General features: G+C 40.3%; 20 protein-coding genes and 1 pseudogene. 7 read left to right on the top strand and 14 right to left on the bottom strand.

The genetic code is table 11. The features are described from left to right. Positions 1 to 91 precede the first annotated feature (91 nt). A complete protein-coding gene (gene carA, locus QNI15_RS02545) occupies positions 92 to 1,192 on the top strand; it encodes a glutamine-hydrolyzing carbamoyl-phosphate synthase small subunit (RefSeq protein ID WP_313975435.1) in 1,101 nt (366 codons plus the stop codon). Positions 1,193 to 1,277: 85 nt separating this feature from the next. On the opposite strand, the gene QNI15_RS02540 is transcribed toward carA, so the two are convergent. The 10 genes and pseudogenes from QNI15_RS02540 to QNI15_RS02495 form a co-directional block, all read right to left on the bottom strand. Next, positions 1,278 to 1,961: a sulfite exporter TauE/SafE family protein gene (locus QNI15_RS02540; protein WP_314030368.1), complete on the bottom strand. Its 684-nt coding sequence runs from the start codon at positions 1,959 to 1,961 to the stop codon at positions 1,278 to 1,280. Positions 1,962 to 2,007: 46 nt separating this feature from the next. Next, positions 2,008 to 2,442, bottom strand: a complete 435-nt coding sequence (locus QNI15_RS02535; RefSeq protein WP_313993861.1) for a FixH family protein — start codon at positions 2,440 to 2,442, stop codon at positions 2,008 to 2,010. Between the two features lie 47 nt (positions 2,443 to 2,489). Continuing rightward, positions 2,490 to 3,905, bottom strand: coding sequence for a cytochrome c oxidase accessory protein CcoG (gene ccoG, locus QNI15_RS02530; protein WP_313993858.1), 1,416 nt, complete (start codon positions 3,903 to 3,905; stop codon positions 2,490 to 2,492). 84 nt (positions 3,906 to 3,989) lie between these two features. After that, entirely contained in the window at positions 3,990 to 4,847 is an 858-nt protein-coding gene (locus tag QNI15_RS02525) for a cbb3-type cytochrome c oxidase N-terminal domain-containing protein (RefSeq protein WP_313993855.1), read from the bottom strand. 32 nt (positions 4,848 to 4,879) lie between these two features. After that, complete coding sequence (locus tag QNI15_RS02520) at positions 4,880 to 5,044, bottom strand: hypothetical protein (RefSeq protein WP_313993852.1); 165 nt, start codon at positions 5,042 to 5,044, stop codon at positions 4,880 to 4,882. A 114-nt stretch (positions 5,045 to 5,158) separates the two neighbouring features. Next, entirely contained in the window at positions 5,159 to 7,288 is a 2,130-nt protein-coding gene (ccoN, locus tag QNI15_RS02515; RefSeq protein ID WP_313993849.1) for a cytochrome-c oxidase, cbb3-type subunit I, read from the bottom strand. 59 nt (positions 7,289 to 7,347) lie between these two features. After that, the gene (gene ccoS / locus QNI15_RS02510; protein WP_313993846.1) at positions 7,348 to 7,530 is read right to left on the bottom strand and encodes a cbb3-type cytochrome oxidase assembly protein CcoS; all 183 of its coding nucleotides are present in this window, start codon (positions 7,528 to 7,530) and stop codon (positions 7,348 to 7,350) included. Then, positions 7,527 to 10,070, bottom strand: a complete 2,544-nt coding sequence (locus tag QNI15_RS02505; protein WP_314030366.1) for a heavy metal translocating P-type ATPase — start codon at positions 10,068 to 10,070, stop codon at positions 7,527 to 7,529. Before QNI15_RS02505 ends, ccoS begins: the two co-directional genes overlap by 4 nt. Before the next feature lie 592 nt (positions 10,071 to 10,662). After that, positions 10,663 to 11,610: pseudogene (locus QNI15_RS02500) on the bottom strand (homocysteine S-methyltransferase family protein); the annotation flags it as partial. Positions 11,611 to 11,861: 251 nt separating this feature from the next. Then, complete coding sequence (locus QNI15_RS02495) at positions 11,862 to 12,050, bottom strand: hypothetical protein (RefSeq protein ID WP_314030364.1); 189 nt, start codon at positions 12,048 to 12,050, stop codon at positions 11,862 to 11,864. A gap of 58 nt (positions 12,051 to 12,108) precedes the next feature. Here QNI15_RS02495 and QNI15_RS02490 point away from each other — a divergent pair, with 58 nt between their 5' ends. From QNI15_RS02490 to QNI15_RS02480, 3 genes are read left to right on the top strand one after another with little or no spacing between them, the layout of a single operon-like run. Beyond that, a complete protein-coding gene (locus QNI15_RS02490) occupies positions 12,109 to 12,639 on the top strand; it encodes a (2Fe-2S)-binding protein (protein ID WP_314030363.1) in 531 nt (176 codons plus the stop codon). Continuing rightward, positions 12,632 to 13,651, top strand: coding sequence for an FAD binding domain-containing protein (locus QNI15_RS02485; protein ID WP_314030362.1), 1,020 nt, complete (start codon positions 12,632 to 12,634; stop codon positions 13,649 to 13,651). The genes QNI15_RS02490 and QNI15_RS02485 overlap by 8 nt, the downstream gene beginning before the upstream one ends. Before the next feature lie 29 nt (positions 13,652 to 13,680). Continuing rightward, entirely contained in the window at positions 13,681 to 15,918 is a 2,238-nt protein-coding gene (locus tag QNI15_RS02480; RefSeq protein WP_314030361.1) for a xanthine dehydrogenase family protein molybdopterin-binding subunit, read from the top strand. 113 nt (positions 15,919 to 16,031) lie between these two features. Here QNI15_RS02480 and QNI15_RS02475 read toward each other — a convergent pair whose 3' ends face one another. The 4 genes from QNI15_RS02475 to QNI15_RS02460 form a co-directional block, all read right to left on the bottom strand. Continuing rightward, on the bottom strand, positions 16,032 to 16,688 hold the full coding sequence (locus QNI15_RS02475) for a DUF4142 domain-containing protein (RefSeq protein WP_314030359.1): 657 nt from the start codon (positions 16,686 to 16,688) through the stop codon (positions 16,032 to 16,034). 90 nt (positions 16,689 to 16,778) lie between these two features. Beyond that, on the bottom strand, positions 16,779 to 18,293 hold the full coding sequence (locus QNI15_RS02470) for a hypothetical protein (protein WP_314030357.1): 1,515 nt from the start codon (positions 18,291 to 18,293) through the stop codon (positions 16,779 to 16,781). A gap of 89 nt (positions 18,294 to 18,382) precedes the next feature. Then, entirely contained in the window at positions 18,383 to 20,167 is a 1,785-nt protein-coding gene (locus QNI15_RS02465) for a hypothetical protein (RefSeq protein ID WP_314030356.1), read from the bottom strand. 151 nt (positions 20,168 to 20,318) lie between these two features. Beyond that, the gene (locus QNI15_RS02460) at positions 20,319 to 21,071 is read right to left on the bottom strand and encodes a hypothetical protein (RefSeq protein ID WP_314030354.1); all 753 of its coding nucleotides are present in this window, start codon (positions 21,069 to 21,071) and stop codon (positions 20,319 to 20,321) included. A 279-nt stretch (positions 21,072 to 21,350) separates the two neighbouring features. Between QNI15_RS02460 and QNI15_RS02455 the strand changes: the two genes are divergently transcribed. The 3 genes from QNI15_RS02455 to QNI15_RS02445 all read left to right on the top strand — a co-directional run bounded on the left by QNI15_RS02455 (position 21,351) and on the right by QNI15_RS02445 (position 24,057). Next, positions 21,351 to 22,571, top strand: coding sequence for a DegT/DnrJ/EryC1/StrS family aminotransferase (locus tag QNI15_RS02455; protein WP_314030352.1), 1,221 nt, complete (start codon positions 21,351 to 21,353; stop codon positions 22,569 to 22,571). 115 nt (positions 22,572 to 22,686) lie between these two features. Next, the gene (locus QNI15_RS02450; RefSeq protein WP_314030350.1) at positions 22,687 to 23,343 is read left to right on the top strand and encodes a hypothetical protein; all 657 of its coding nucleotides are present in this window, start codon (positions 22,687 to 22,689) and stop codon (positions 23,341 to 23,343) included. A gap of 33 nt (positions 23,344 to 23,376) precedes the next feature. After that, positions 23,377 to 24,057, top strand: a complete 681-nt coding sequence (locus QNI15_RS02445) for an RluA family pseudouridine synthase (RefSeq protein ID WP_314030348.1) — start codon at positions 23,377 to 23,379, stop codon at positions 24,055 to 24,057. Positions 24,058 to 24,100: the final 43 nt, after the last annotated feature.

Genomic DNA, 24,100 nt, shown 5'->3' with positions numbered 1-24,100 from the left:
TCTAATCCTTTTTTTATGCATAAAGTGAATTATTTAGAATATAATCTGTTTATCAAATAGTATCTTTTCATATTAAAAAACAATTCCAGACATGAAGTATCCGACCCGCACTGAAGCCTTACTTTTGTTACAAGATGGAACTTTGTACAGGGGCTATGCTCTTGGCAAGATTGGAACCAAGGGGGGCGAGCTGTGTTTTAATACGGGAATGACCGGTTATCAGGAGATCTATACCGACCCGTCTTACTATGGTCAAATCATTGTAAATACAAACTCGCATATTGGTAATTATGGTACACTGAGTGAAGAACAGGAATCTAGTTCTGTGAAAATCAGTGGTATGGTATGTAATGTGTTTTCATCAATACATTCCAGAAACATTGCTGATGCATCTCTGCAGGCGTATTTTGAAAAAGCAGGAATTGTTGGTATTTACGGTATCGATACCAGACAAATTGTACGCCATATCCGGAATCAGGGAGCAATGAATGCGATTATATCTTCTGATATTCTGGATGAAGAAGTACTGCGTCAAAAGCTGGCTGAAATACCAGATATGAATGGGTTGGAACTATCCTCAGAAGTAAGTACAAAAGAAGCTTACTATGTTGGAAATCAAGATTCTCCTTTGAAAGTGGCTGTTCTGGATCTTGGAATAAAAAACAGCATAGTTCAGAATCTGGCTAATCGGGGAGTCTATTGTCAGGTGTTTCCTGCGAAAACTTCTTTTGAAGAAATGCAAAGGTGGAATCCTGATGGCTACTTTATCTCTAACGGCCCTGGCGATCCTTCTGCTATGCCATATGCTGTTGAAACAGTGAAAGATGTATTGAACGCAGAAAAACCTATGTTTGGTATTTGTCTGGGACATCAGATTCTGGCATTGGCAAGTGGAATTGAGACATACAAAATGCACCATGGACATCGTGGTCTGAATCATCCTGTAAAAAATCTGATTACAGGTAAAGGTGAAATTACCTCACAGAATCACGGTTTTGCTGTAAAAGGAGATACTGTAAGGGATATCGCTAATGTAGAGGTAACACACATCAATCTGAACGATAATACAATTGAAGGTATTCGCCGGAAAGATAAACCTGCTTTCTCTGTGCAATATCACCCTGAATCTTCACCAGGGCCACACGATTCACGTTATCTGTTCGATGATTTTGTGAAACTGATGCAAGACTAAAATCCAGGTATATAGATTGAATACAAAATACCTCCTTATAAAGGAGGTATTTTGCTTTTTAGGAAATTAGAAGCTAGATAAGATCTTATTTTTCAGATAAAGTAGAGGATGGTCGGCAACAACTCATGGTTTTTTCCTGTTTCTCTATTCTTGGACTTATATAAGCAATACCCAGGTTTAAGCCACGTACTATGAATAAGATTCCAATACAGAGTGTAAAGACTGGAATTAACTTATTGATATGGAAACGAAACTGTGGTTTGATGATGGTCTTCGATAAGCTAACCAATAACATCAACGGCAGTGTGCCAAGACCAAAAAGAAACATATAAAGACTTCCTTCTATAATGCCAGACATGGCAATGGCTCCCAAAATAGCCAGATATACCATGCCACAGGGGAGTAAACCATTCAGCACGCCAATCATAAACATACTGAAAGGACTTTTTTGTTTGAAGAAGGGGGTGAACCATTGTCTGACTTTACTTGTAAACTTATCTGTAAAAGAGAAATGTAGTTTTGGGAAGATAATGATGGTAATAATCAGTATTCCCAATACTATAGAAATGTATTGTTGAATGCCTGCCAGATAGAGCCCTTTACCAAATATGCCAAAGATTGCACCCAGCATTGTATAAGTGCTGATTCTACCAAGGTTATATAAGATTGCATTTTGAGGCTTTCTTACAGGCAAAGCCAAAGCGATGGGGCCACACATACCCATACAATGCAAACTACTGATCAGACCGGTTATAAACGCAATATACATGGCTTTGTTAATTTGATTTGTAGGAAGAATGACTAAGCCTGCTTACCTATTTGATAAATTCCCAGGTTTGGCTCTGATAGGTCTTTCCGTCCATTGTCCAGTCAATATGGATACGCCATAAGCCAGAGGTAAGATGGGTTACTGGAATTACTTGCTGGTGATTGTCAGGATGCAAAGGAAGCCTACTATCCTGACTAGCATCAGAAGGGCGGGTAAAGACAATGGTGCCTTGTAAAGAAGAATTTTCTATGGGAAAGGCTATGACTACCTGTCCATTTGACTTCTGGTAAGAAAAGCTGACTGGCTTATTCAATTCAATGGCATTCTGACGGGCTGTTATGATCTGTTGATAAACAAGATCCTTTTCGTAATAGTTTTTCTCTTCCAGTTCAGGTGTCTGACTCATCATATAGATGCTCAGGCCTAATATAAAAGCCATGAAGGATGCAACAGTGATAATAATTCCTTTTCCCCAGTTCATGATAGTTAAGATTTAACTCTGCTCAGAAATATAAAAGATGATTTTGCTTATTCAACAGGTCCCAGAAATGAAGTTTTTTGTTCGCTAATCAATTTTCCCTTTGAATAGACCTCAATGGTAAGTTTGGTACTACTGGTTTGAATCGTATTCTTGGGTATCTCGATAAAGAAAGCAGCTTTGGCAATTTCCTGTTTATGCAATACCTGAGATTGCTGATTGCCTATCCAGCGTATTCTGCCTTGGTTATTTTTTACCTTTAGTTCCAGCGACATATCCTGGAATGTCTTATTTACAAATTCTACATTATAGAGATTACCAATGGTCTTCTCATCTATTTGTTGGTATAACATACCTGGAGTGCGAAGAATGGTCACATCTACATCTTTACGAATGCTAAACAGAATGGTCACAAGTGACAGGAGAAATACCAATACCAGTGAGTAACCAATGATACGAGGGGTAACTTTAAATGGAAGCTTATCCTGTATGCCTTTGATTGAGTCATAACGGATCAGACCTGTAGGACGGTTAATCTTTATCATTACCTCATCACAGGCATCTATACAGGCTGTACAGTTGATACACTCCATTTGTGTACCATTGCGGATGTCAATGCCTGTAGGACATACATGTACACAGAGTTTGCAGTCGATACAGTCTCCATGACTTTGTACTTCATTCTTACGCATTTTGCCACGAGGTTCTCCCCGAATAAAATCATACGCCACTACAATGGAGTTATTGTCAAGCATTACACCTTGCAAACGGCCATACGGACAAATAACAATGCAGACAATCTCACGAATAAACGCAAAGACTGTATAAAAAACACCTGTGAAGATAATCAGTGCGGTAAAAGTACCCAGATGTTTGGCAGGAGTATCAATGATAAGTTTTTCGAGTTCTTCAATACCTATCAGATAACCTAGAAAGGTATTGGCAATCAGAAAGGATACTGCAAAAAATAAAATATGCTTGAATGTCTTTTTAGCAATTTTCTGGGTAGTCCACGGTGCAGCATCCAATTTACGTCGTTGGTTGGCATCTCCTTCAATCCATTGCTCAATCTGCCGGAATACTATTTCCATAAATATGGTTTGTGGGCATGCCCACCCACAGAATACACGGCCAAATACAACCGTGAACAAGGCAATAAATACAACGAAGGCAAGCATTCCCAGAGCAAACAGGTAAAAATCCTGAGGGAAGAAGGAAACCCCAAAAATGATAAACTTGCGATCAAGTACATTAAAAAGTAAAACAGGTTGCCCGTTAATTTTTAGAAAAGGACCAGAGAATAGCAGAGCCAGCAGAACTAAACCCACAATCAAACGTGCTTTGAAATATTTACCGTTTACGGATTTTGGATATAGCCACTCCCGATGTCCCTTCTTATCCAACACATCCAGCTTCTCACGAAAGGTAGGATTGTATTCTTTACCTGTATCTGCCATTGCACTCATAGTCTTACTGCACACAAGCAGTTGTTAGTTTATTGATGAAGTAACTTTCTCCACTCTCATGTAACTGAGAGTGGAGAAAGTTGATTAATTCATGGATAATTGTTTGGTATCAACTTTATCACCTTGAGGTTCTTTTGCATTGGGAGGATTGCTACCCTGAAGGCTTAATATATAACTAGCTACCTGCTGCATCTGCAATGGATTGAGTTGCTTTTCCCAGGCAATCATACCTTTGGCAGGTACACCATATTTGATGGTTTTAAAGACATCATTGATCTTTCCGCCATGTAACCAGTATTCGTCTGTCAGGTTAGGACCTACTATACCCTGTGCCTGTTGGCCATGACAGGCCGCACACTGAGCTATGAATACATCCTTACCTTTAGCCAGATCTTGTTCATTGGTAGATAGCTTTACACTGGTTTCGTCGATGTTGCTGGCTACTGTTTTCAGATAGGCTTCTTTCTTTACTTCTGCAATCTGCATTTCTTTGTCATATTCTACATCTTGGAGGTCAGAGGTACGCCAAACGTGGAATACAAGCAGATAAAGTATACCGAAGGATATAGTACCATAGAAGAAAGCATTGAACCATCCTGGAACGGGATTGTCAAGTTCAGATATCCCATCAAAATCTTCTTTCAACAGAAGGTCTTTTTCCTTTGAGATTGGTTTTAGACCTGCTATACGCTGCCAGATGGTAGTTCTCTCTTCTGCTGGAATTTCTTCTTTTCTGGTTACTTTGTTGCTAACTACCAGTGTTAGCTGAAACAAAATCAATACAACCAGAAAAAGCATAAGTATGACAACTCCGAAAATAACAACCAGAATGTACCGGAATAATTCCTCGTCACCAGCTTTAGGGGCTGATGCTGTCTGAGCCATAGAAGGAAGTATAGTCAGACTACTAAAGAATAATGAAGTGAATGTTTTTCGTAACATATATGTATGTCTTTTATCGTTTGAGCGTTGAACTAGTCCTCTGATTCTACTGGCAAATGCTTCATCTTCTCAATGTATTTCTTGTCGGCAAACACAAGCCAGATTGCCATTCCTATAAAGAAGAAAATGAATATGAGTAGAGAGATGGTTAAATACACATCCGCACCAGCTACTTTATCTAAGAATTGCTTAAACATGATCGTAGAAGATATTCTCCCGGAGCCCGAAGGGAGAATAGTTAATGTTCTACTCGGGTGTAGTTGCCTGTTTGCACAGACGATAGATTTTAGATTACTTAGAAGGTGCTGTTATTATTTTAAAGTCACCTCTTCTTTGTTTTTAATATCTGTACCCAAACGTTGCAGGTAGGCAATCATCGCTACAATCTCTTTGTCCGGATCTACTTTCACCCCTTGTTTCTGAAGATTGTCAACAATAACTTTTGCCTGTTCTTTCATACTTGTTTCGGCATTGGCAATTTCTTCATCTGTATAAGGCACGCCTACTTTGCGCAAGGTTGCCAGTTTGTCTTTGGTAAGACTAAAGCTTAGTGGGTTTTCCAGTAGCCACTCATATTTTGGCATGATCGAGCCTGGTGACATGGATTCTGGATCACGCATGTGGTGATAATGCCAGCTGTCAGGATATTTCTTACCTACACGTTGCAAATCCGGACCTGTACGCTTAGAGCCCCACAAGAATGGATGATCATATATGTATTCTCCGGATTTTGAAAATTCTCCATAGCGTTCTGTTTCACTGCGGAACGGACGTACCAACTGAGTATGACAAGACACACAACCTTCACGGATATATAAATCACGGCCTTCCAGTTCCAGTGCTGTATAAGGTTTTACACTGGCGATAGTTGGGATGTTTTCATCAACTGTAAGCATTGGGATAATCTGAATCATACCACCTATCGCAACTACAACCAATGATACTGCAGTCAGAAGCAATGGCTTACGTTCGAATATTTTATGCCAGTGATGATGACCTGCTACTGTAGTGTTAGTTTCCAATGCAGGGGCAGAGGCTGCTTCATTTGCTAAGAATGTTCCCTGACGAGCTGTCATCCAAAGGTTATAGATCATAACTAATGTTCCTGACAGATACATCACACCTCCAATACCACGTAGCGCATAGAAAGGAATCATTTTGGTTACACTTTCCAGGAAGTTAGGATATTGCAGGGTTCCATCCGGATTGAAGTCTTTCCACATCAGACCTGCTGTAAATCCAGCCCAGTACATCGGAATTGCATAGAACAGAATACCCAGTGTGCCAATCCAGAAGTGAAAGTTCATCAGCTTTTTAGAATATACTTCAGTCTGCCACATTTTAGGAACCAGGTAATACAATATTGCGAATACCATAAATCCGTTCCAGCCTAGTCCACCTACGTGTACGTGTGCTACAATCCAGTCAGTAAAGTGTGCAATGGCATTGACATTTTTCAGAGACAACAGAGGTCCTTCAAATGTTGCCATCAGATAGGCTGTTATGGCAACAACCATAAATTTCAACCGGATATCTTCACGTACTTTATCCCATGCACCACGTAGTGTTAGCAGACCGTTGATACCACCACCCCATGATGGAGCGATCAACATGATGGAGAAGACAACACCTAGTGATTGTACCCAATCAGGAAGAGAAGAATACAACAAGTGGTGAGGTCCTGCCCAGATATAGATAAAGATCAGTGTCCAGAAGTGCAGGATAGATAATTTATAGGAATATACAGGACGGTTAGACATCTTAGGCAGATAGTAATACATCAAGCCCAGGAATGGAGTGGTCAGGAAGAATGCAACCGCATTGTGTCCATACCACCACTGAACCAGTGCATCTTGTACACCTGCATAGGCTGAATAACTTTTGAAGAAGCTAACAGGCATTTCGAAGGAGTTAACAATATGCAGAAGAGCAACTGTTACCCAGGTAGCTATGTAAAACCAGATAGCAACATAGATGTGACGTTCGCGACGTTTCAGAATGGTGCCCAGCATATTGACACCAAACACAACCCATATCAGTGTAATCGCAATGTCAATTGGCCACTCTAACTCTGCATATTCTTTGGAGCTAGTCATACCTAGTGGCAGTGTAATCGCTGCTGCTGCTATGATAGCCTGCCATCCCCAGAAGTGAATCTGGCTTAGCAGATCGCTGAACATCCGTGCTTTGCAGAGACGTTGCAGGGAGTGATAAATTCCCATAAATATGGCATTGCCCACGAAAGCAAAGATAATGGCATTGGTATGCAGTGGACGGAGACGTCCAAAAGATGTATACGGAATGCCAAAGTTCAGCTGAGGAAACACTAACTGAAAAGCAACCGTTACACCAACGAGCATACCAACAACCCCGAAGATCATCGTGGCAATCCCGAAGTTCCGGACAATTTTGTTGTCATAATGAAAGTGTTCGATTTGCATGTATGTAATTGTTTGATTGGTAGATTTAACTGATTTTAAGTATGGAAATAGATCGGTGGTTAGCCTGATGTTTTTGTTTGTCGATCTTGTTTTGCAGATATATCTTCATCGTCAAACAACATCCGGACAGAAGGTGTATAGTCGTCGTCAAACTGTCCGTTACGGAGATTCCAGAGAAAAATTCCCAGAAACACACTCGCCATAATCAGGCTGACTGTCAGAAGTATATATATGATACTCATATCGCTGAAAAGGTATATGTCTTAAGTTGGTGTCTGTTTTTCTCTAACCGCTTTCCAAAGTATCGTACAGAAAAGGTGGTAAAGAGAATCACATTAATAGAACTGACAGGCATCAGGATGGCTGCAATCAGTGGGGATAATGTTCCCTGTACTGCAAAGAAGATTCCGACCAGATTATAGATCGCTGCCAGCACCAGAGCGGCCTTGATAACTTTTACACTTTGCTTGCAGAAATAGATGAAGCCTGGTAGAAACCATAAGTTGGATGCATCCAGAATCACATCAGACGCTGGTGTGAAATAGGCTATATTGTCACTGACTGCTACACCTACATTGCTTTGCTGAAGAGCTCCTGCATCATTTAGACCATCGCCAAGCATCATCACCTGTTTGTTTTCAGATTGAAGTGCTTTGATAAAGTTTAGCTTATCTGCCGGACTTTGATGAAAGTGCAGGTGTTGTTCATCTTTAAAGAAATACTTCAGATTAGGTGCTTCTCCTGCATTATCACCTGAAAGCAGATGCAGATCGTAGTTCATAGACAATTCCAGATTCATGGCATCCAATCCTTTACGGTAATGATTGTGGAATTGGAAGTAGCCCAGGTATTCACCTTCAATACCTGCCAGTACTCGTGTTGTCAGTGTATCAGGAAAATGAAAGGCTACAGATTCTGCTCCCAGTTTTTCATACATAAATTCGGCAGAGCCTATCCATACCTGATGTCCATTCACTAGACCTGAAAGTCCTTTTCCGGATATTTCCTGAAACTGTTCAGTGGTATAGTCACTGGTTATAAATTGTGACAGGTGTTTGTACAAATGTTGAGATAAGGGATGTACAGAATTTTTTACCAGTGCCAGAATATATTTCTTTTGTGTATCTGTCAGAGGGTGTTCGTATCCTACAAACTCTACGTCTGATGTATTGCTTTCGGTGATTGTTCCGGTCTTATCAAATACAATGGCATCGAGACGAGCAATGTTTTCTATAGCCTGCGTATTTTTGGCGAAAAAGGAATATTTGCCCAGAATACGGATGGCGTTACCTAGTGCAAAGGAAGAACCTAATACCAGTGCACAAGGACATGCTACTATCAATACAGACGTGAAGGCATTCAGTGCACGGCTATAGTCATGTTGTACTATCCAGAAACCACTTGAAACAGTGGCAATAAGAAGTAGGGCAACAGTAAAATAACGGTTAAATAGATTTTGAATAGATTCTGAACTACTAGTTACTGGAGTAGTTGCAGGATCTGACACACAGGTGCGACAAGAAGCAAACGCTTCGTCATTCCAGAGCTGAGTCAGATAGCTTTGAGATACTGGCTTTACTACTTCCATCTCAATCGCATTTCCAACTTGTCTTCCACCTGCATATAGTGTTTCACCAGCTTGTTTGGGCATTGGCATGGATTCGCCTGTCACGAAGCTGTAGTCTATATGAGCTTTTGGGCTGATAAGTAGACTGTCTGCCGGAACCAGTTCCTGGTTGCGGATAATGATCCGGTTGCCTACCTGTAGTTCACTTACCGGAACCTGTTTTTCGGTTTCGCCATCTTTTACAGTAACAGCTACTGGAAAATAAGATTTGAAATCACGGTCATACCGTAAAGTATCATAGGTTCTTTGCTGAAACCATTTGCCTATCAGTGAAAAGAACACAAATCCTGATAAGGTATCCAGATAGCCCGGACCATATCCCATAAAGATATCTACCAGACTACGTGTAAATACCACGATCATTCCCAGGGCTAGTGGGGTATCTACGTTCAAGATTCCACGACGCAGATTCTGGTAGGCAGATTTCAGATACCCCCAGCCGCTGAAGAAGAATACAGGTAGGGCAAGTAAAATGTTCAGAAAGTTGAACAGATACCGAAAAGAATGCTCTGAATGTGTATCAAAGCCAAAGTATTCCGGAAAACTGATCAGCATGATATTACCGAATGCAAAGCCAGCGACTGCCAGTTTGGCAACCAGTAATTTATGTGAGGTAAATGTTTTTGGGATTCCGGCATTATTGTTTCTTTCCGGATTCTCTACGTTATCCAGAGAGATCTGAGGTTCGTAGCCCAGACTCGTCAGCAGTTCCACTATGGTCCTCAGGGAGGTCTCTTGTTCCAAAAACGTAATGGAGATACGTTTTTTCAGAAAGTCTGTTCTCGAAAAAGTGATAGCCGCATTGATGCGGTACAGGTTTTCTAATAGCCAGATACATGAACTGCAATGGATAGTAGGTATAAAGAAACTAACCTTAGTGATATTGCCATCTGTAAAGTCGATCAGACGGGATTTGATTTCAGGAATATCCAGATAGGCAAACTTTCCTTTATCAATGGCTTCTGTACGTATTCCTGCCTTTTTATCTATAGTATAAAATGCCTCCAGTTTATTTTCCTCCAGAATCTGATAGACAGTCTGACAACCACTACAGCAAAATACTTTATCATCAACCTGATGACTATGGTCCTGACACTTGTCACCACAATGGTAACAGGTCAGATTTTGTTGAGTAGAAGATAACTGGGAAGACATCCTTTAATTGTTTTGGTTAAGCTTTTCTCTGTGATCAGACTAGATTTTATATCACCTGAGAAACACTTCAAAACTACTAGATGGCTACGGCAAGAATGATGAGCAACAGTGTATGTTTGAGTGATCTTTACTGGACAAAACGATGATAAAAATCATGTTTTTTAAGAGGGCGTAAGTAGAGACAATTAGAAAGAATTACTCAAAATAGTGTAGTATGACTTAAAGGGAATAAACAAAAAAGCACAGGATCTAACCTGTGCTGAGGAAACTAGAATTAGGGATAAAATTAGCGGGCAAATTTATTGGCACTACGTAAATACTGATAGCGGCCAAAAATATGTGCATTGATTAGCATTGCCTGTTCTGGATGATACTGCTTTTTATTCTGCTCAAATGTTTCTTTGACCTGTAAAAAGGATTGTTCATCCTCTGCCTCGGAAACCTTTTGCAAAAGCTCCTGTAGTGACAATGCATTCGTACTTTTACTTGTTCCACTGTATTCACCTTGTTTGGGATGAGAAGTTACACCTTCTCTCTGCATGCGACGAGCTGGCTTTTGTCTGGGAGGTAGATTTTTGATCTTGCTGGCTAGTGCTTCTATATGCTGAGGAGTAGTACCACAACAACCACCTACGATGTTAAGCCAGCCATTTTTCGCAAATTCATAAACAAGCGACGCAAATTCCTCTGCAGATTGATCATATCCTCCAAACTGATTAGGAAGTCCGGCATTAGGATGGGTACTTACATAAAAAGGAGCTTCTTTGTCCAGTGTCTGTATATAAGGTCGTAACTCTTTAGCACCAAGAGCACAGTTTAAACCAACAGACAACAGAGGTGCATGCGAAATAGAAATAATAAATGCTTCAATAGTTTGACCTGACAAAATTCGTCCACTGGCATCAGCAATAGTGCCTGATACCATGATTGGGTATTTTTGACCAATCTCATCAAAGAGTTGCATCAATGCAAACAACGCCGCCTTGGCATTCAATGTATCTGTTATAGTCTCCAGTAAAAACAGATCTACACCGCCATCGATAAGGGCTTTGGCCTGTTCCGTATAAGCTGCTGCCAACTGATCGAAAGTAACAGAACGAAACCCTGCATTGTTGACATCAGGTGACATCGAAGCAAGTTTGGTTGTAGGTCCCATTGCTCCTGCTACAAAAAGAGGCCGGGATCTGTTATTTTCCTGATAAGTTTTAATCGTCTCTCTGGCAATTTTGGCTCCCTGATAATTGATGTCATACACCAGATCGGCAGTTTTATAGTCTTCCTGAGAAATCGCATTGGCTCCGAAAGTGTTAGTCGATAGAATGTCGGCACCTGCCTGTAGATAGTGCAGATGAATTTCTTTGATAACATCCGGACGGGTTACGTTAAGCAAATCGTTGTTCCCTTTGAGCTCTATAGCATGATGTTCCAGTGAAGCGTTTCTGAAGTCAGCTTCTGATAAACCATAAGGTTGTATCATGGTTCCCATCGCTCCATCCAGAATAAGTATTCGGTTTTCTAATTCCTGTTCGATTGGATGCATAGGTTATTGTAGTTGAAGGTGGATAGATGGTATACATTCAAAAGAGATGTTTTGTAAAGAGTTAACCAATCCTGCATTCTTTACGTTCCTGAATGCCAATGTATTGCTATACTTGTTCTACAGTATAGCATTGTCTGAATGTCATTGTTAATTCTTTAGGAAGGTATAGTTTTTTCTAAGCAAAAAAGTGAAAATAATGCCCCGGTTTACTAGGTGAAATTGCTTGTGTTGTAGATGTTTATAAATGAATTTTACGCTTTTTTGAGGAAGAAGAATTCTGTATTACGAGTGCGATTTTGCTGAGAAAAATGAGAGCAGTCTATGTTCTTCTTCACCTCTACAGGATTATGTGCTATAAAGGTATCCCATAAACTGGTTTTGTTTTTCCAGACTCTTCTTCCTCTGTCTTCGGATTGAGTTAGCCCCTGTATCTGAGGCATACTATTTATCACACATATTGTTTTACTATTTTTTATTCATTCTGATATGAGAAACAATATGTCAATACTGTATTCACCAACATCAATGCAGGGAGACCAGGTAGAAATGGGAAGTCCTCATACTATTTCTCTTACTATCAATGGAACCCGGAAAGAGATACAGATACTGCCTTGGGTAAGTTTACTGGATGCATTACGTGAGTATCTTCATCTGACAGGTACTAAGAAAGGATGTGATCATGGTCAGTGTGGAGCCTGTACAGTACTCTGTGATGGCAAACGAATCAATAGTTGTCTGACTCTGGCTGTCATGAAAGATGGGTCAAGCATCACAACTATTGAGGGGGTAACTCCTGAAGAAGGAGAGTTGCATCCATTGCAGAAGGCATTTATTGAACATGATGCTTTTCAATGTGGCTATTGCACTCCCGGACAAATATGCAGTGCTATTGGTATGATGGAAGAAGGGAAAGCCAAGACCCGTGAGGATGTAAAAGAACTGATGAGTGGCAACTTATGTCGCTGTGGGGCCAATACAAACATTATTGATGCTATTATGGAAGTAAAGGAGGGAGGGAAGGATGAATAACTTTGCATATTCACGGGCACATACAGTGACAGACGCTATAGAACAGCTAAACTCTCACGGACACTCACAGTTTATAGCAGGAGGAACTAATGTCATTGACCTGCTCAAATATTTCATTACCTCTGCGGATGCTTTGGTTGATATCAATCCTATCGAGGAGTACCATTCCATAGAAGAAATGGAAGACGGAGGTATACGCATAGGAGCACTGGTTACCAATGCGGATACGGCCTACCATCCACTCGTTGAACAACGATATCCTTTGCTGGCAAAAGCTATTTTAGCTGGAGCATCACCACAGATTCGTAATATGGCTACGAATGGAGGTAACCTGTTGCAGCGGACACGTTGTTATTATTTTTATGATACCAATGCTCCTTGCAATAAGCGAGAGCCAGGCTCTGGATGTTCGGCTATTGATGGTTACAATCGCATTATGGCTATTCTAGGCACAAGCGAACAATGTATTGCTGTGTTTCCTTCCGATATGTGTGTGGCATTGGCTGCTCTGGATGCACAAGTAAATGTGTCAGGCCCGTATTCAGATCATACTATTCCTCTGGTTGACTTTCATCGCTTGCCAGGTGATACACCGCATCTGGACAATAATCTGCAACCTGGTGAAATTATTACCAGCATAGATTTACCGGGTCAAGGATTTTCACGCAACTACTCCTATCTCAAACTGCGGGATCGTAACTCCTATGCTTTTGCACTGGTATCTGTTGCCACAGGACTGGAACTTGAGGGAGATGTTATTCGGGATGCAAGAATCGCTTTGGGAGGAGTAGCTCACAAACCTTGGCGAGTACCAGAAGCAGAAGAGTTTCTGAGAGGCAAAACGGCATCACGAGAGAACTTTGGCGCTGCTGCCGATATAATCCTGCGGGGAGCTACCGGATTTATGCACAATAACTTTAAGATTGAGCTAGCCAAAAGAGCTATCATCCGTAACGGCATGATGGCCCTCCATCCGGAAACACAACTACCCGGCGCCCAACCTTCTTTGTAAGAAAACTTTATTCACTTTTAAAAAAATATATGTCAACACAACCCTTAATAGGCCAGTCTGTAAGCCGTTTGGAAGGACATCTGAAGGTGACTGGCAAAGCAAAATATGCAGGTGATTACATTACATCCGGCTTGTTGTATGGCTATATCGTCAACAGCACTATTACCAAAGGCAAAATCATCGCTATTCATACAGAAGAAGCCAAAGCCCTGACAGGCGTAATCGAAGTCTTTTCACATGAGAACAAACCTTCACTAGCCTGGCTTGATCTCAAATATGCGGATATGGATGCGCCTCCCGGAACGGTATTTAAACCTTTACACAATGGCGATATTTTATACAATGGACAACCTATTGCATTGGTGGTAGCTGAGACGTTTGAACTGGCACGGTATGCCGCTAGCCTGGTAAAGATAGATTACGAAGAAGAACACTTTGAAACCAATCTTAAAAATAATCTGGATAAAGCACGTGCACCTAAGGTTGGATTAGCAACTTTGCTCAAGCCTTTGCCACCAAAACCTGTGGGAGACTTTGAGAAGGCATTCAATCAATCCTATGCACAGGTTGAGGCTGAGTATTGTCATGGTACAGAGCATCATAATCCACTGGAGTTATTTGCTACTACAACTATTTATGAAAAAGATGGAAAACTTACCATCTATGATAAGACTCAAGGAACTGTAAACTGTCAGGTGTATGTAGCCAATGTATTTGGATTGTCTTTTAAAGATGTGCGGGTCATCTCTCCCTATGTCGGAGGGGCATTTGGTTCTGGCTTACGGCCACAATACCAGTTGTTCTTTTCTGTACTGGCTGCCTTGCAACTGAAACGCTCGGTAAAGGTTGTATTGGAGAGACACCAGATGTTCACATTTGGGCATCGCCCGCCTACCATACAATATACCCGTTTTGGTGCGGATAAAAATGGAAAGGTGAATGCGCTGAACCATAGTGCGTTTGCTGAAACATCACAGTTTGAAGATTATACAGAGGTAGTAGTTAACTGGTCTCATATGTTGTATCCGGCAGAAAATACATTAATGGAATACAAACTAGTGTCATTGGATGTATATAGTCCGCTGGATATGCGGGCACCCGGAGGGAGTACTGGTATACATGCCATTGAAAGTTCAATGGATGAACTAGCCTACAAACTAAATATTGATCCCTTGGAACTGCGGCTGATTAACTATGCAGATAAAGATGTTAGTGTAGATCGACCTTATTCAAGTAAAGAGCTGAAAGAATGCTATTTGAAGGGTGCTGAGAAATTTGGCTGGGCTAACCGGAATCCTCAACCTCGTAGTATGAAGCGGGGTAATAAATTGATAGGTTATGGTATGGCAACCGGTATATGGGAAGCAAACCGACTACCTGCTCGTGCAGAAGTTGCTTTTACCAAACAGGGAAAGTTGCAGGTAAAGAGTGCTGTTACAGACATTGGCACAGGGACATTGACTGTTATAAGCCAGATTGCAGCAGATGAGTTAGGTTTACTTTTGGGAGATGTGAACTTTTCATATGGAGATAGTAAAATGCCATTTGCACCTATACAAGGTGGTTCATTCACAATAGCTTCTGTGGGTACTGCTGTGCGTGAGGCTTGTAAGGCACTCCGCAAAAAATTGTTAAAGAAGGCTCAGAAAATGGAAGGCTCTGCTTTTGCAAATGCCAGCATGGATGATGTTGTTTTTAGAGAAGGTTCTATGTACCGTAAGGACGATCCATCCATTTTTGTAAAACTCACAACAGTCATTGATGCCAACAAAGGACGCCCTGTAAAAACAACCAACTTCGCTGTGCCCAATGTATTTAAGCTGAAGAAATATTCACGGGCTACACACAGTGCCGCTTTTGTAGAGGTAGAAGTAGATGAGGAATTGGGTGTAGTAAATGTAACCAGAGCTTTAACAGTTGTAGCTGCCGGACGAATAATCAATCCAAAAACGGCTCGAAGCCAGATTCTGGGTGGAATGGTATGGAGTATTAGCAAGGCCCTACGTGAGGAGACGATCAGCGACTTTAACCTGGGAAAATACATGAATCCCAATCTGGCAGAATACCATATTCCAGTACATGCGGATATACACGAGCTAGATGTGATGTTTGTAGAGGAGAAAGAAGAGATTCTGAACGAGTTAGGTATCAAGGGAGTAGGGGAGATCGGTTTGGTAGCTATGCCTCCAGCCATTGCCAATGCGATTTATCACGCCACTGGCAAACGAATCAATCAATTCCCAATCCATCTGGAAGCGTTATTATAGGTATGCTTAAACAAATAACCCAAGCCCACATTTTTTTAAAAGCGTAGGCTTGGGTTATTTGTAGAATAAGCCCACATCCAAATTGGGGTGGTCTCATAGTGAAGTAACTAATTTTATTTGTTACCTACTGTACCTCCACTTAAAGAACTTAATACATCTTTAGATACCTGCAAGTGGGTACTTACAAGTGGACGAACCACTGCTGCCAGGTCTTGCAGATTATTATCCTTAGCCTTTGCTTCAATAGAACTGATTAGTTTAAATAACTTTTCATGGCCTTTTACTGCACTCTCCGCAATATAGTAACGATCTATCTGACCTCCTGTAAGCTTATCATACCGTGATAACATTTCCTGCGTTTGATTAGAGACCCCATTGGGTAATTGAATCCCCTTTGCTATTGAGATTTCCTGTAGTTTGCTTGCAAGGCCAGCTTGTTCCTCTACCTCCGCCTGAGCCAATTCTCTTACCTGTGGATTGGTAGCCCGCTGAGCTGCAATCTGGCTGATTAGCATTTGCTGATTGCCTGCGTTGATTAGTTCTAGAAACGAAGCTTGATCTTCCTCTGAAAGCTTTTTCGATGTAGGAGTAATTGCCTTTACATTGTCTGCACCTTCCTTGTTCATACGCTCAAAATCAACTTTGCTGATTTTTCCTATCATGGCAGAATTTTCTTTTGTATTGCCAGACTCTTGCGCTAGTAGCGCCAGTGGTGCCACTAAGGCTAAGGCTATTGTAAGAACACTGGTTTTTATATTATACTTTTTCATAACATATAAATTGATGGATAATACAGAACATGTACTAAAACTGTGCCTGTCTGTTTCTGTCAATGTACTATGTTATTAGTAAGCAATGGCTTACACTATCGGGTTTTGATCTTCATAGTTTCGCCTACGAATTTGTGCCTGACGTAGTTCTTCCATTCTATTCTGCCACGCCTCAGTTGTTTCTTCTCTGGTAAGTTGATTAAGTTCAGCCAGGGACAACTTAGGATCATAACAGTAGTGAGGGGTAATTTCCTCCAGAAACTCAACTGCCTGTTTCAGAAAGTCGGTGAGGATTTTTGGAGCTTGATGAGGTAATGTTTGGTACAGGGTTTTAATCTGCTCATCAATCAGTAATTCAAATCGTAATAGCAGACGGGAAATATGATATAGGGCTGTATCTGTATCGTTGTTAACTAATGCCATACGTGTTTGTATCATTCCTGGACCACTATAGTGACCATTGCCTGCCTCTTCTACTTCTTTTGCCAATGATAATACTTCTTCTTCTGAAGGACGATTGGGAAAATCATCCTGGTAATACAAGTATTCCATAAACTCCGCATAATGAAACAACGGAGAGAAGTTGATTTTCACAATCTCTTCATGCTCCCGATAGACAAGCCATGCCTTGGCAATATACTTCAGTCCTGATTCGCCTTGTTTGTCGATAATGTCCGCATAGCTTTTCCATACTTCTGCCAGATAGTATACCTCCATAGCATGGGCAGGTTCTTTCTGGATAAATTGTTCAAAACATTCTGCCGCCTTATCCAGGTAATCTACCCGTTGGTGTTTCTTACCCTGACCACTCAGAAGTAAACCTGCACTGCGTAAGACAGAAGGTGTTGCCTGAGGGTTATACCAATCCAGAGATTGGTCGAGCCACATCGATACCGCCTCTTTCAGTTCGGGCATGTCTTTCCATTCTAAAATGCGTATGCCTCCTTCCAACAATTGCCAGATCAGATCCGGATTCGTCGTTAATTGATATTCAATCTTTACTTCAAACTGTTTCTGTGCCAGTTCTTGTGCCTTTAGTAAAGAAGGATCTGGTTTCTCCCAGGAATGATAAAGAATCCACAATTTTAGTTCTATGGATTCTTCTAGCTTATTGATATCATCCAATGCGGACTTCCAGTAAGAATACGCATTCTCTACATCCAACTGCGCCTGTTGATCGTATAACCGGGCTTTAAGGGATCTGGCTAATGTGTCATCTGGGTGAACCTCTAATGCCTCTGTTAGTTCGGCAATAGCCTGTCGGAGATATACTTGTGCGAGTGTTATGTCTGTAGATTCAAGTTCCTCATAACGTTGGTACAACACTTGAGCCCGTTGAAATGGCAAAGGAGAACCATAAAACTTCTCTGCCTCTTCAATAACTTCATCCATAAAATCGAGGCCTCCATCACTTAATTTGCCACACATCTGATCGTACTCAAGATAGGAAAGCAAAACCAGAAACCCGGATTCCAGTACATACTGCCTCCAGTCTTCGGGAGCATCTGCCGGAAGTTGCTGGGATATATGTACAATAGCAGACAAATCATAGGCATCGATAGCATCTGCAAGCTGAGTTTCCAGCGAATCAAAATCTTTTATCATGGGAAATAGGTAGATAAACTGGCAAAAGATACTCTGTATCTTTCAGATTACCTATATGAAAGGGATGTACTTAACCAAAGGTTATCTTTCTAATGCGATTCTGGAAAGAGTTCAGGTTGAGCTGTTTTTAAGTGTTGGTATTGCTGAGGTGATAGAAAAATAAAGTATTTATTATACCCTATCTGGTAAAAAGCTCCTTTTACATTATTTTCTTTTAATACCTGATTGATTGATTGGATAAGCTTTCCTTCCCAGAAAAATGAATAGTTATCAATTGTTTTCTGAGTATATGTTTTGCCATTTAGGGTAAATCTATATTCGTAAGAGGTTTTGTGTTTTCCTTTTATGATTTTCATATCTATACTCTTTGTTGGCATAAAACTATTTCGAGAAATATTCTGTAAATCGAGGAGGAATGTTTTATACTTATTTTTAAGTTCTTCTGTGTCATCATCAGATGCGCTATAATCCGGACATGTTATTATATTGGACATATATCTAAGCAGCCGCTCTTGTGAATTTACATTATCCCTGATCATCTTAGTCAATAAAACCTTTAGCGTATCTTGATACAGAGATGGAATAATACCAATTGATTGATATTCCCGAATCATCTTTTCTAAACCTTGTCTGTTGTATTTTTTATCAAAAGTCGTAGAGTGCAGGATTATTTCTGTAATTATGGGGTATGCCTTGTCTAGGGCAGTAGCTTGTAAACTATCCATTAGTATAAAGCTAATATGAGTACCAAGCTTTAGCTGCTTTTCGTCTTTGTCGTCAATGACAAATAATCTCAAAGAACTATTTTGGTCTGCCAGAAAGTCATTTATAATCTTAAAGTTACTAATGTTTACACCACTTTCTGTTGTAATATCATTTAGAGTACGGTTTATTACTTTCATAGGAGTAAAAGATAGACTTTGCTGATATGATGTTTTATTAATTACAAAGTCAACGAAAGTATCTTTGTATTCTTTGTCATACTCATCTATAACAATTTCGTCAAAGGTCTTTTGATAGGTAAAATCAAACTCCGGTAACAGAGAATCCCGTAGCATTGTATAGACTTGTAAAAGTGCTTGGAGACTGTCGTTAGGTAATGCCTTAAAATCTAATACAAATGCTCGGTGAGCATAGGTTAACACTTCAGGAGGACTCAGTAATTTGTATGGTTTGTATGATCTCTTCAGTGCTTGGAGATTGTGTGTGGATATAATCCCTGCCATATGCAGAGTGTCTATATAGGCAAGTTGTTTCTGTTTACTCTGTTCATAGTCATCATAGAAACTACTTTGTACAAATGCTCTTTCAAACAGAGAAGTAAATATAGTACTACTTATAAATTCATTTTCGATCCAGGTTTTCACTTCCTGATATACTTTATCTTCAAGAACATGGTATTTGTGCAAGGTGTCATTTAATGCATGACAATCAGTCTGTAGTTGTTTATATACTTGGTCTTTATCTGATAAAGATTTGAGCTTGTATGGCGAAAATAAAGTATTACGCCATACAGGACCTATGATACTTTCATACTTTTGCACAAATGCTTTATTCTCTGTTTTTTGTCCAGGTGTCAGAGATAAATTGATCCCAGACTGATTTATTATTTTTGTGACAAAGCTAAATTGAGATAATAGGTAGGTAAGGGAAAGGCTGAATGCTGTATCCTGTTGTGTAGAATCACTAACGGAACTGAAATACATTGATGGCTTGGAGATCTCTAAATAATCTGCATATAAGCTATTATCAAAAGATGCCAGAGATGAATAAAAATAATCTACACCTTGCTTAGAGATCACTCCTGATTGGTGCAATTGATTTAACAACTGATGTGTTTCAGCTTTATTCCATTGTTGAGCAGATAAAGACATACTTAGAAAGATAAACAGGGTTAGGCAGGTAACAAATCGCATAGGTAGTTTCTTATTTCCTGGCTAATATAAAATAAGATAGCCACCCAGTAAATATGTATTTGCCGGGAATAAGAAACTATTTCAGAACAGATTGATTATCTGAAGATTGTTATCTAAAGGAATTGTTGGTAATCAGTGCATTTCCTTTTCGTATTGATTCTCCTGAATTTGGAATCACTGCAAAAGAATCACAGATTTGTTCCTGTTTATGGTGTTGATAGGTACAGGTTTGATAAGATTGAAACACCAACCTCTGTGTTTTGGCTGGGTAAACGTAGGCTGTAAATCGGGTAGATGTTTGCACCTCAGACAAAGGAGTTTTCGGTAAAGAAGGTGTTTCCTGAGTCAAAGATTTCACCTCAGTAGTTACTTGTGCTTGTTGCTGCAATACATACGCTTCAAAATCAGCATTTTCCTGTTGCTCAAGTTGCTCAAATTTTTGCCATGCCTCATAGGCTGCTTCAATACGGATAGTCACATCATCACGTTTGGCTTCTTTGAGAATATACTTAGACGCATTGTCCTTATCTTTCTTCTGGTCAATCACAGCCAGGTGGAGGTCACTGCGTTTGTATTTTACACGAACATCTTTCAACTCTCTTTCCGCTTTTTTGAGTTGTTTGTCTCGTTGTTTTGAAACGGGTTGGGCTTCCAGTTCAGCTTTTTGGTGTTCGGCATGAGCTACTAACCTTGTTAGAAGTTTATGGTTGGTTAGAGAATTTTCTTCATCTTCAGCAAGATCTTTCATGCGTTTTTTCATACGAAACAGTTCATGATTCATACGGGCTTCCTGCTTTCTCAAACGATAGTACTCAGATCTGTATTTGCGAATGGCTATTGTATTGCTGTGATAACGAGGCATCTAGGTAAGACGTGTAAAATGGTTTATTATATAGTTTTGTTACCTTAAATATACAAAAAATTACGTTGGTATTCAACAGATTTGTAGGATAGTTGTGGTTTGTTTATCGATTGATTTTCAGTATGTTATAGGCATTTATGGTGGGCTGTTAGAAAGGTGTTTTACCATGTAATAATAGAATACCCGACATGTACTGGCTGCATTTTTGTTTTTCTCTGGGTTAAGTCGTTCCTTTGTACCTCTTAACTGTGAACTAAGAACTTTAAAACTGATTTTATTATGCCTGGAATAGAGTTTTTTGGCGAAGAAGAACGCCGCGAAGTAATGGATGTACTGGAAACTGGTGTAATGTTTCGCTACAACCATGATGCAGAGCGTAAAGGGCACTGGAAAGCCCGTGATTTTGAAAAGTCAGTGGCTGATTTTGTAGGTGCTAAATATGCGCATGCTGTAAGTAATGGAAGTGCTGCCGTTGTATGTGCACTGGCTGCATGCGGAGTGGGTTATAATGATGAAGTAATTGTGCCTCCTTTCACCTTTATTGCGACTGTTGAAGCCGTATTGTGGTTAGGTGCCATCCCTGTATTTGCTGAGATTGACGAAACCTTAAATCTTTCACCAGAAGGTATCAAAGCCTGTATTACTCCTAAAACCAAAGCTGTTCTATTGGTGCAGATGTGTGGTGCGATGGCTAAGATGGATGAGATAGTAAAGGTATGCCAGGATAACAATGTCATGCTGATTGAAGATACAGCACAGGCATTGGGTGCAAGCTACAAAGGTAAATCGGCAGGATTGTGGGGACGTATGGGCTGTTACTCTTTTGACTTCTTTAAGATTACTACTTGTGGTGAAGGGGGTGTATTGGTTACCAACGACGAACAACTGTATAAAAACGCAGACGTATTCTCCGATCACGGACACGATCACATAGGAAACAACCGGGGGATGGAAAAACACCCTGCACTGGGTATCAACTTCCGTATTGGTGAGTTCAATGCTGCTGTAGGTCTGGCTCAGATGCGTAAAATCAAACAGTTTATCGAGATCCAACGCAAAAACAAAGCTACTCTGGTTAATACGTTAAGTAAGTTTCCGTTTATCCAGTTCCGTCAGATGACAGATGAAGCAGGTGATTCTGCTACCTTTCTGTCGTTCTTCATGCCGGATGAAGCCACTGCCCGTTTGGCCGTAGAAGAATTTAAAGCACAAAACCTGGATAGCTATGCTTACTGGTTTGACAATAACTATCACTACATCAAAAACTGGGATCACCTGATCAGTCTGACCAGTGTAAATCCTATGCCTATCCACCACCAGGAGAAGCCACAGGATTGGTCTAAAATCCGTAGCTATATTCCTAAAACTGACAATCTGATCAGTCGTTTGATCTCCTTGCAGGTAAAGGTGGGCTGGACTGACGAACAACTAACTGAACGTTGTCAGAAGCTTTCCAACGCATTTGAAGCTGTTGCCAAAAAATTGTCTGTAACAGCTTAAGTATAATCTGAATAATCGAAAGCCTCACAGATTCTCAGAATCCGTGAGGCTTTGTTATTTTTGTACAAGCAAAGTGTTTTCACTATTATTTCTTACAAATCTTCCAATAAATAAAATGGGAACCTGGTACTCTTTGTATCCTTTTGATGAAGAGAAATTTACTGAAGCTGTAGTACCTTCTTTGAAACGAGGTCTTGCAGATCGACAGGATTTGTTTGATTTGTATAAACAGACGCGTCTCGATCATCATACCAGTCTGACTACTGAAATTATTGCATCCATAGCTTTACGCCTTAATGCAGAGTTTAAATCTTATCCAGGATATGATCCCTTTTCAAACGAACTGTCTGCTTTTGAAAAAGAAAATCCTTGGTATTATGAATGGTCAGCCTTATTTGAGCTTGTCGTTTTTCATGAATGCGCCTACTATAAGCCCGAACTTTATTGTGGTAAGTTTGGTATAAATTCACGTTTTGGAAATACAACGCGAGGTTCAATAGCAGATGATATACTAGGAGACATCGCCAATGAAACTATCCATACGTACTATAACATAGGTATTGTTAACTGGATTACGAATGAAGATGTGAAACTATTGCTTATAGATTTTGATAATCTAAAACTTAGAAGTAACCCTGGAGATGATTTGGATCAGAAGGTATATGATGAGGATTTTTACAATCTGTTGCTATTGGCAGATAAACATTCTCTGGGGTTGCTGTATGGAGCCGACTTGAAAGAGTATACGATCTTTGAGAGACAATTGGCATAATAGGCTATTAAAATTATTCCAAACAAAAAATTTGTGAATCAACCTCCTTTTACTGTTATCTATGAAGACAATCACCTGATTGTCGTAAATAAAGCTTCTGGTGTATTAGTACAACCTGATAAGAATGGTGACCCTGCACTGGAGCAACTGATCAAACAATACATCAAAGAAAAATATACTAAACCAGGAGAAGTATTTCTGGGTGTAGTACATCGGCTGGACAGGCCCGTAAGTGGACTGGTGATATTTGCCAAAACGTCCAAAGCTCTGGTGCGTATGAATGAACTGTTTAAACAGCGGGATATTGAGAAAGTATACTGGGCTGTGGTTGGGAATACACCTGCTGAGCCAGAAGGGAAACTGGTGCACTGGATTACCCGGAGTGAAAAAAGCAATTTATCAAAAGCACATAAAACGGAAGTAAAGGGTAGCTTGCGAGCAGAATTACAGTATAAGTTGATTCAACGTTCGGACAGATACAGCTTGCTGGAAGTTCATCTGATGACAGGCCGGCACCATCAGATCAGGGCGCAGCTATCAGCTATAGGATGCCCGATAGTAGGCGATCTTAAATATGGTTTTGCACGCAGCAGTCCGGACGGCAGTATTTTTCTGCATTCCCGTTATACTAAGTTTATTCATCCGGTACAAAAAGAGGAGATTATACTGGAAGCTCCCATGCCTGAACTGTGGCGTAAATATGGTATGGGATAGAAAAACTAATCTTTTACGAGGATACTGCGTATAAGTATTGACT

This window comes from Xanthocytophaga flava (genome assembly GCF_030068545.1).
Lineage (GTDB): Bacteria > Bacteroidota > Bacteroidia > Cytophagales > 172606-1 > Xanthocytophaga > Xanthocytophaga flava.
The sequence above is the reverse complement of the archived record's forward strand: the minus strand, read 5'-3'. Positions and strand labels throughout refer to the sequence as shown.

Bases quoted from the DNA above. Each gene is read 5' to 3' on its own strand.
- carA (WP_313975435.1), top strand. From the start codon at position 92: ATGAAGTATCCGACCCGCACTGAAGCCTTACTTTTGTTACAAGATGGA.
- QNI15_RS02540 (WP_314030368.1), bottom strand. From the start codon at position 1,961: ATGTATATTGCGTTTATAACCGGTCTGATCAGTAGTTTGCATTGTATG.
- QNI15_RS02535 (WP_313993861.1), bottom strand. From the start codon at position 2,442: ATGAACTGGGGAAAAGGAATTATTATCACTGTTGCATCCTTCATGGCT.
- ccoG (WP_313993858.1), bottom strand. From the start codon at position 3,905: ATGAGTGCAATGGCAGATACAGGTAAAGAATACAATCCTACCTTTCGT.
- QNI15_RS02525 (WP_313993855.1), bottom strand. From the start codon at position 4,847: ATGTTACGAAAAACATTCACTTCATTATTCTTTAGTAGTCTGACTATA.
- QNI15_RS02520 (WP_313993852.1), bottom strand. From the start codon at position 5,044: ATGTTTAAGCAATTCTTAGATAAAGTAGCTGGTGCGGATGTGTATTTA.
- ccoN (WP_313993849.1), bottom strand. From the start codon at position 7,288: ATGCAAATCGAACACTTTCATTATGACAACAAAATTGTCCGGAACTTC.
- ccoS (WP_313993846.1), bottom strand. From the start codon at position 7,530: ATGAGTATCATATATATACTTCTGACAGTCAGCCTGATTATGGCGAGT.
- QNI15_RS02505 (WP_314030366.1), bottom strand. From the start codon at position 10,070: ATGTCTTCCCAGTTATCTTCTACTCAACAAAATCTGACCTGTTACCAT.
- QNI15_RS02495 (WP_314030364.1), bottom strand. From the start codon at position 12,050: ATGCCTCAGATACAGGGGCTAACTCAATCCGAAGACAGAGGAAGAAGA.
- QNI15_RS02490 (WP_314030363.1), top strand. From the start codon at position 12,109: ATGTCAATACTGTATTCACCAACATCAATGCAGGGAGACCAGGTAGAA.
- QNI15_RS02485 (WP_314030362.1), top strand. From the start codon at position 12,632: ATGAATAACTTTGCATATTCACGGGCACATACAGTGACAGACGCTATA.
- QNI15_RS02480 (WP_314030361.1), top strand. From the start codon at position 13,681: ATGTCAACACAACCCTTAATAGGCCAGTCTGTAAGCCGTTTGGAAGGA.
- QNI15_RS02475 (WP_314030359.1), bottom strand. From the start codon at position 16,688: ATGAAAAAGTATAATATAAAAACCAGTGTTCTTACAATAGCCTTAGCC.
- QNI15_RS02470 (WP_314030357.1), bottom strand. From the start codon at position 18,293: ATGATAAAAGATTTTGATTCGCTGGAAACTCAGCTTGCAGATGCTATC.
- QNI15_RS02465 (WP_314030356.1), bottom strand. From the start codon at position 20,167: ATGTCTTTATCTGCTCAACAATGGAATAAAGCTGAAACACATCAGTTG.
- QNI15_RS02460 (WP_314030354.1), bottom strand. From the start codon at position 21,071: ATGCCTCGTTATCACAGCAATACAATAGCCATTCGCAAATACAGATCT.
- QNI15_RS02455 (WP_314030352.1), top strand. From the start codon at position 21,351: ATGCCTGGAATAGAGTTTTTTGGCGAAGAAGAACGCCGCGAAGTAATG.
- QNI15_RS02450 (WP_314030350.1), top strand. From the start codon at position 22,687: ATGGGAACCTGGTACTCTTTGTATCCTTTTGATGAAGAGAAATTTACT.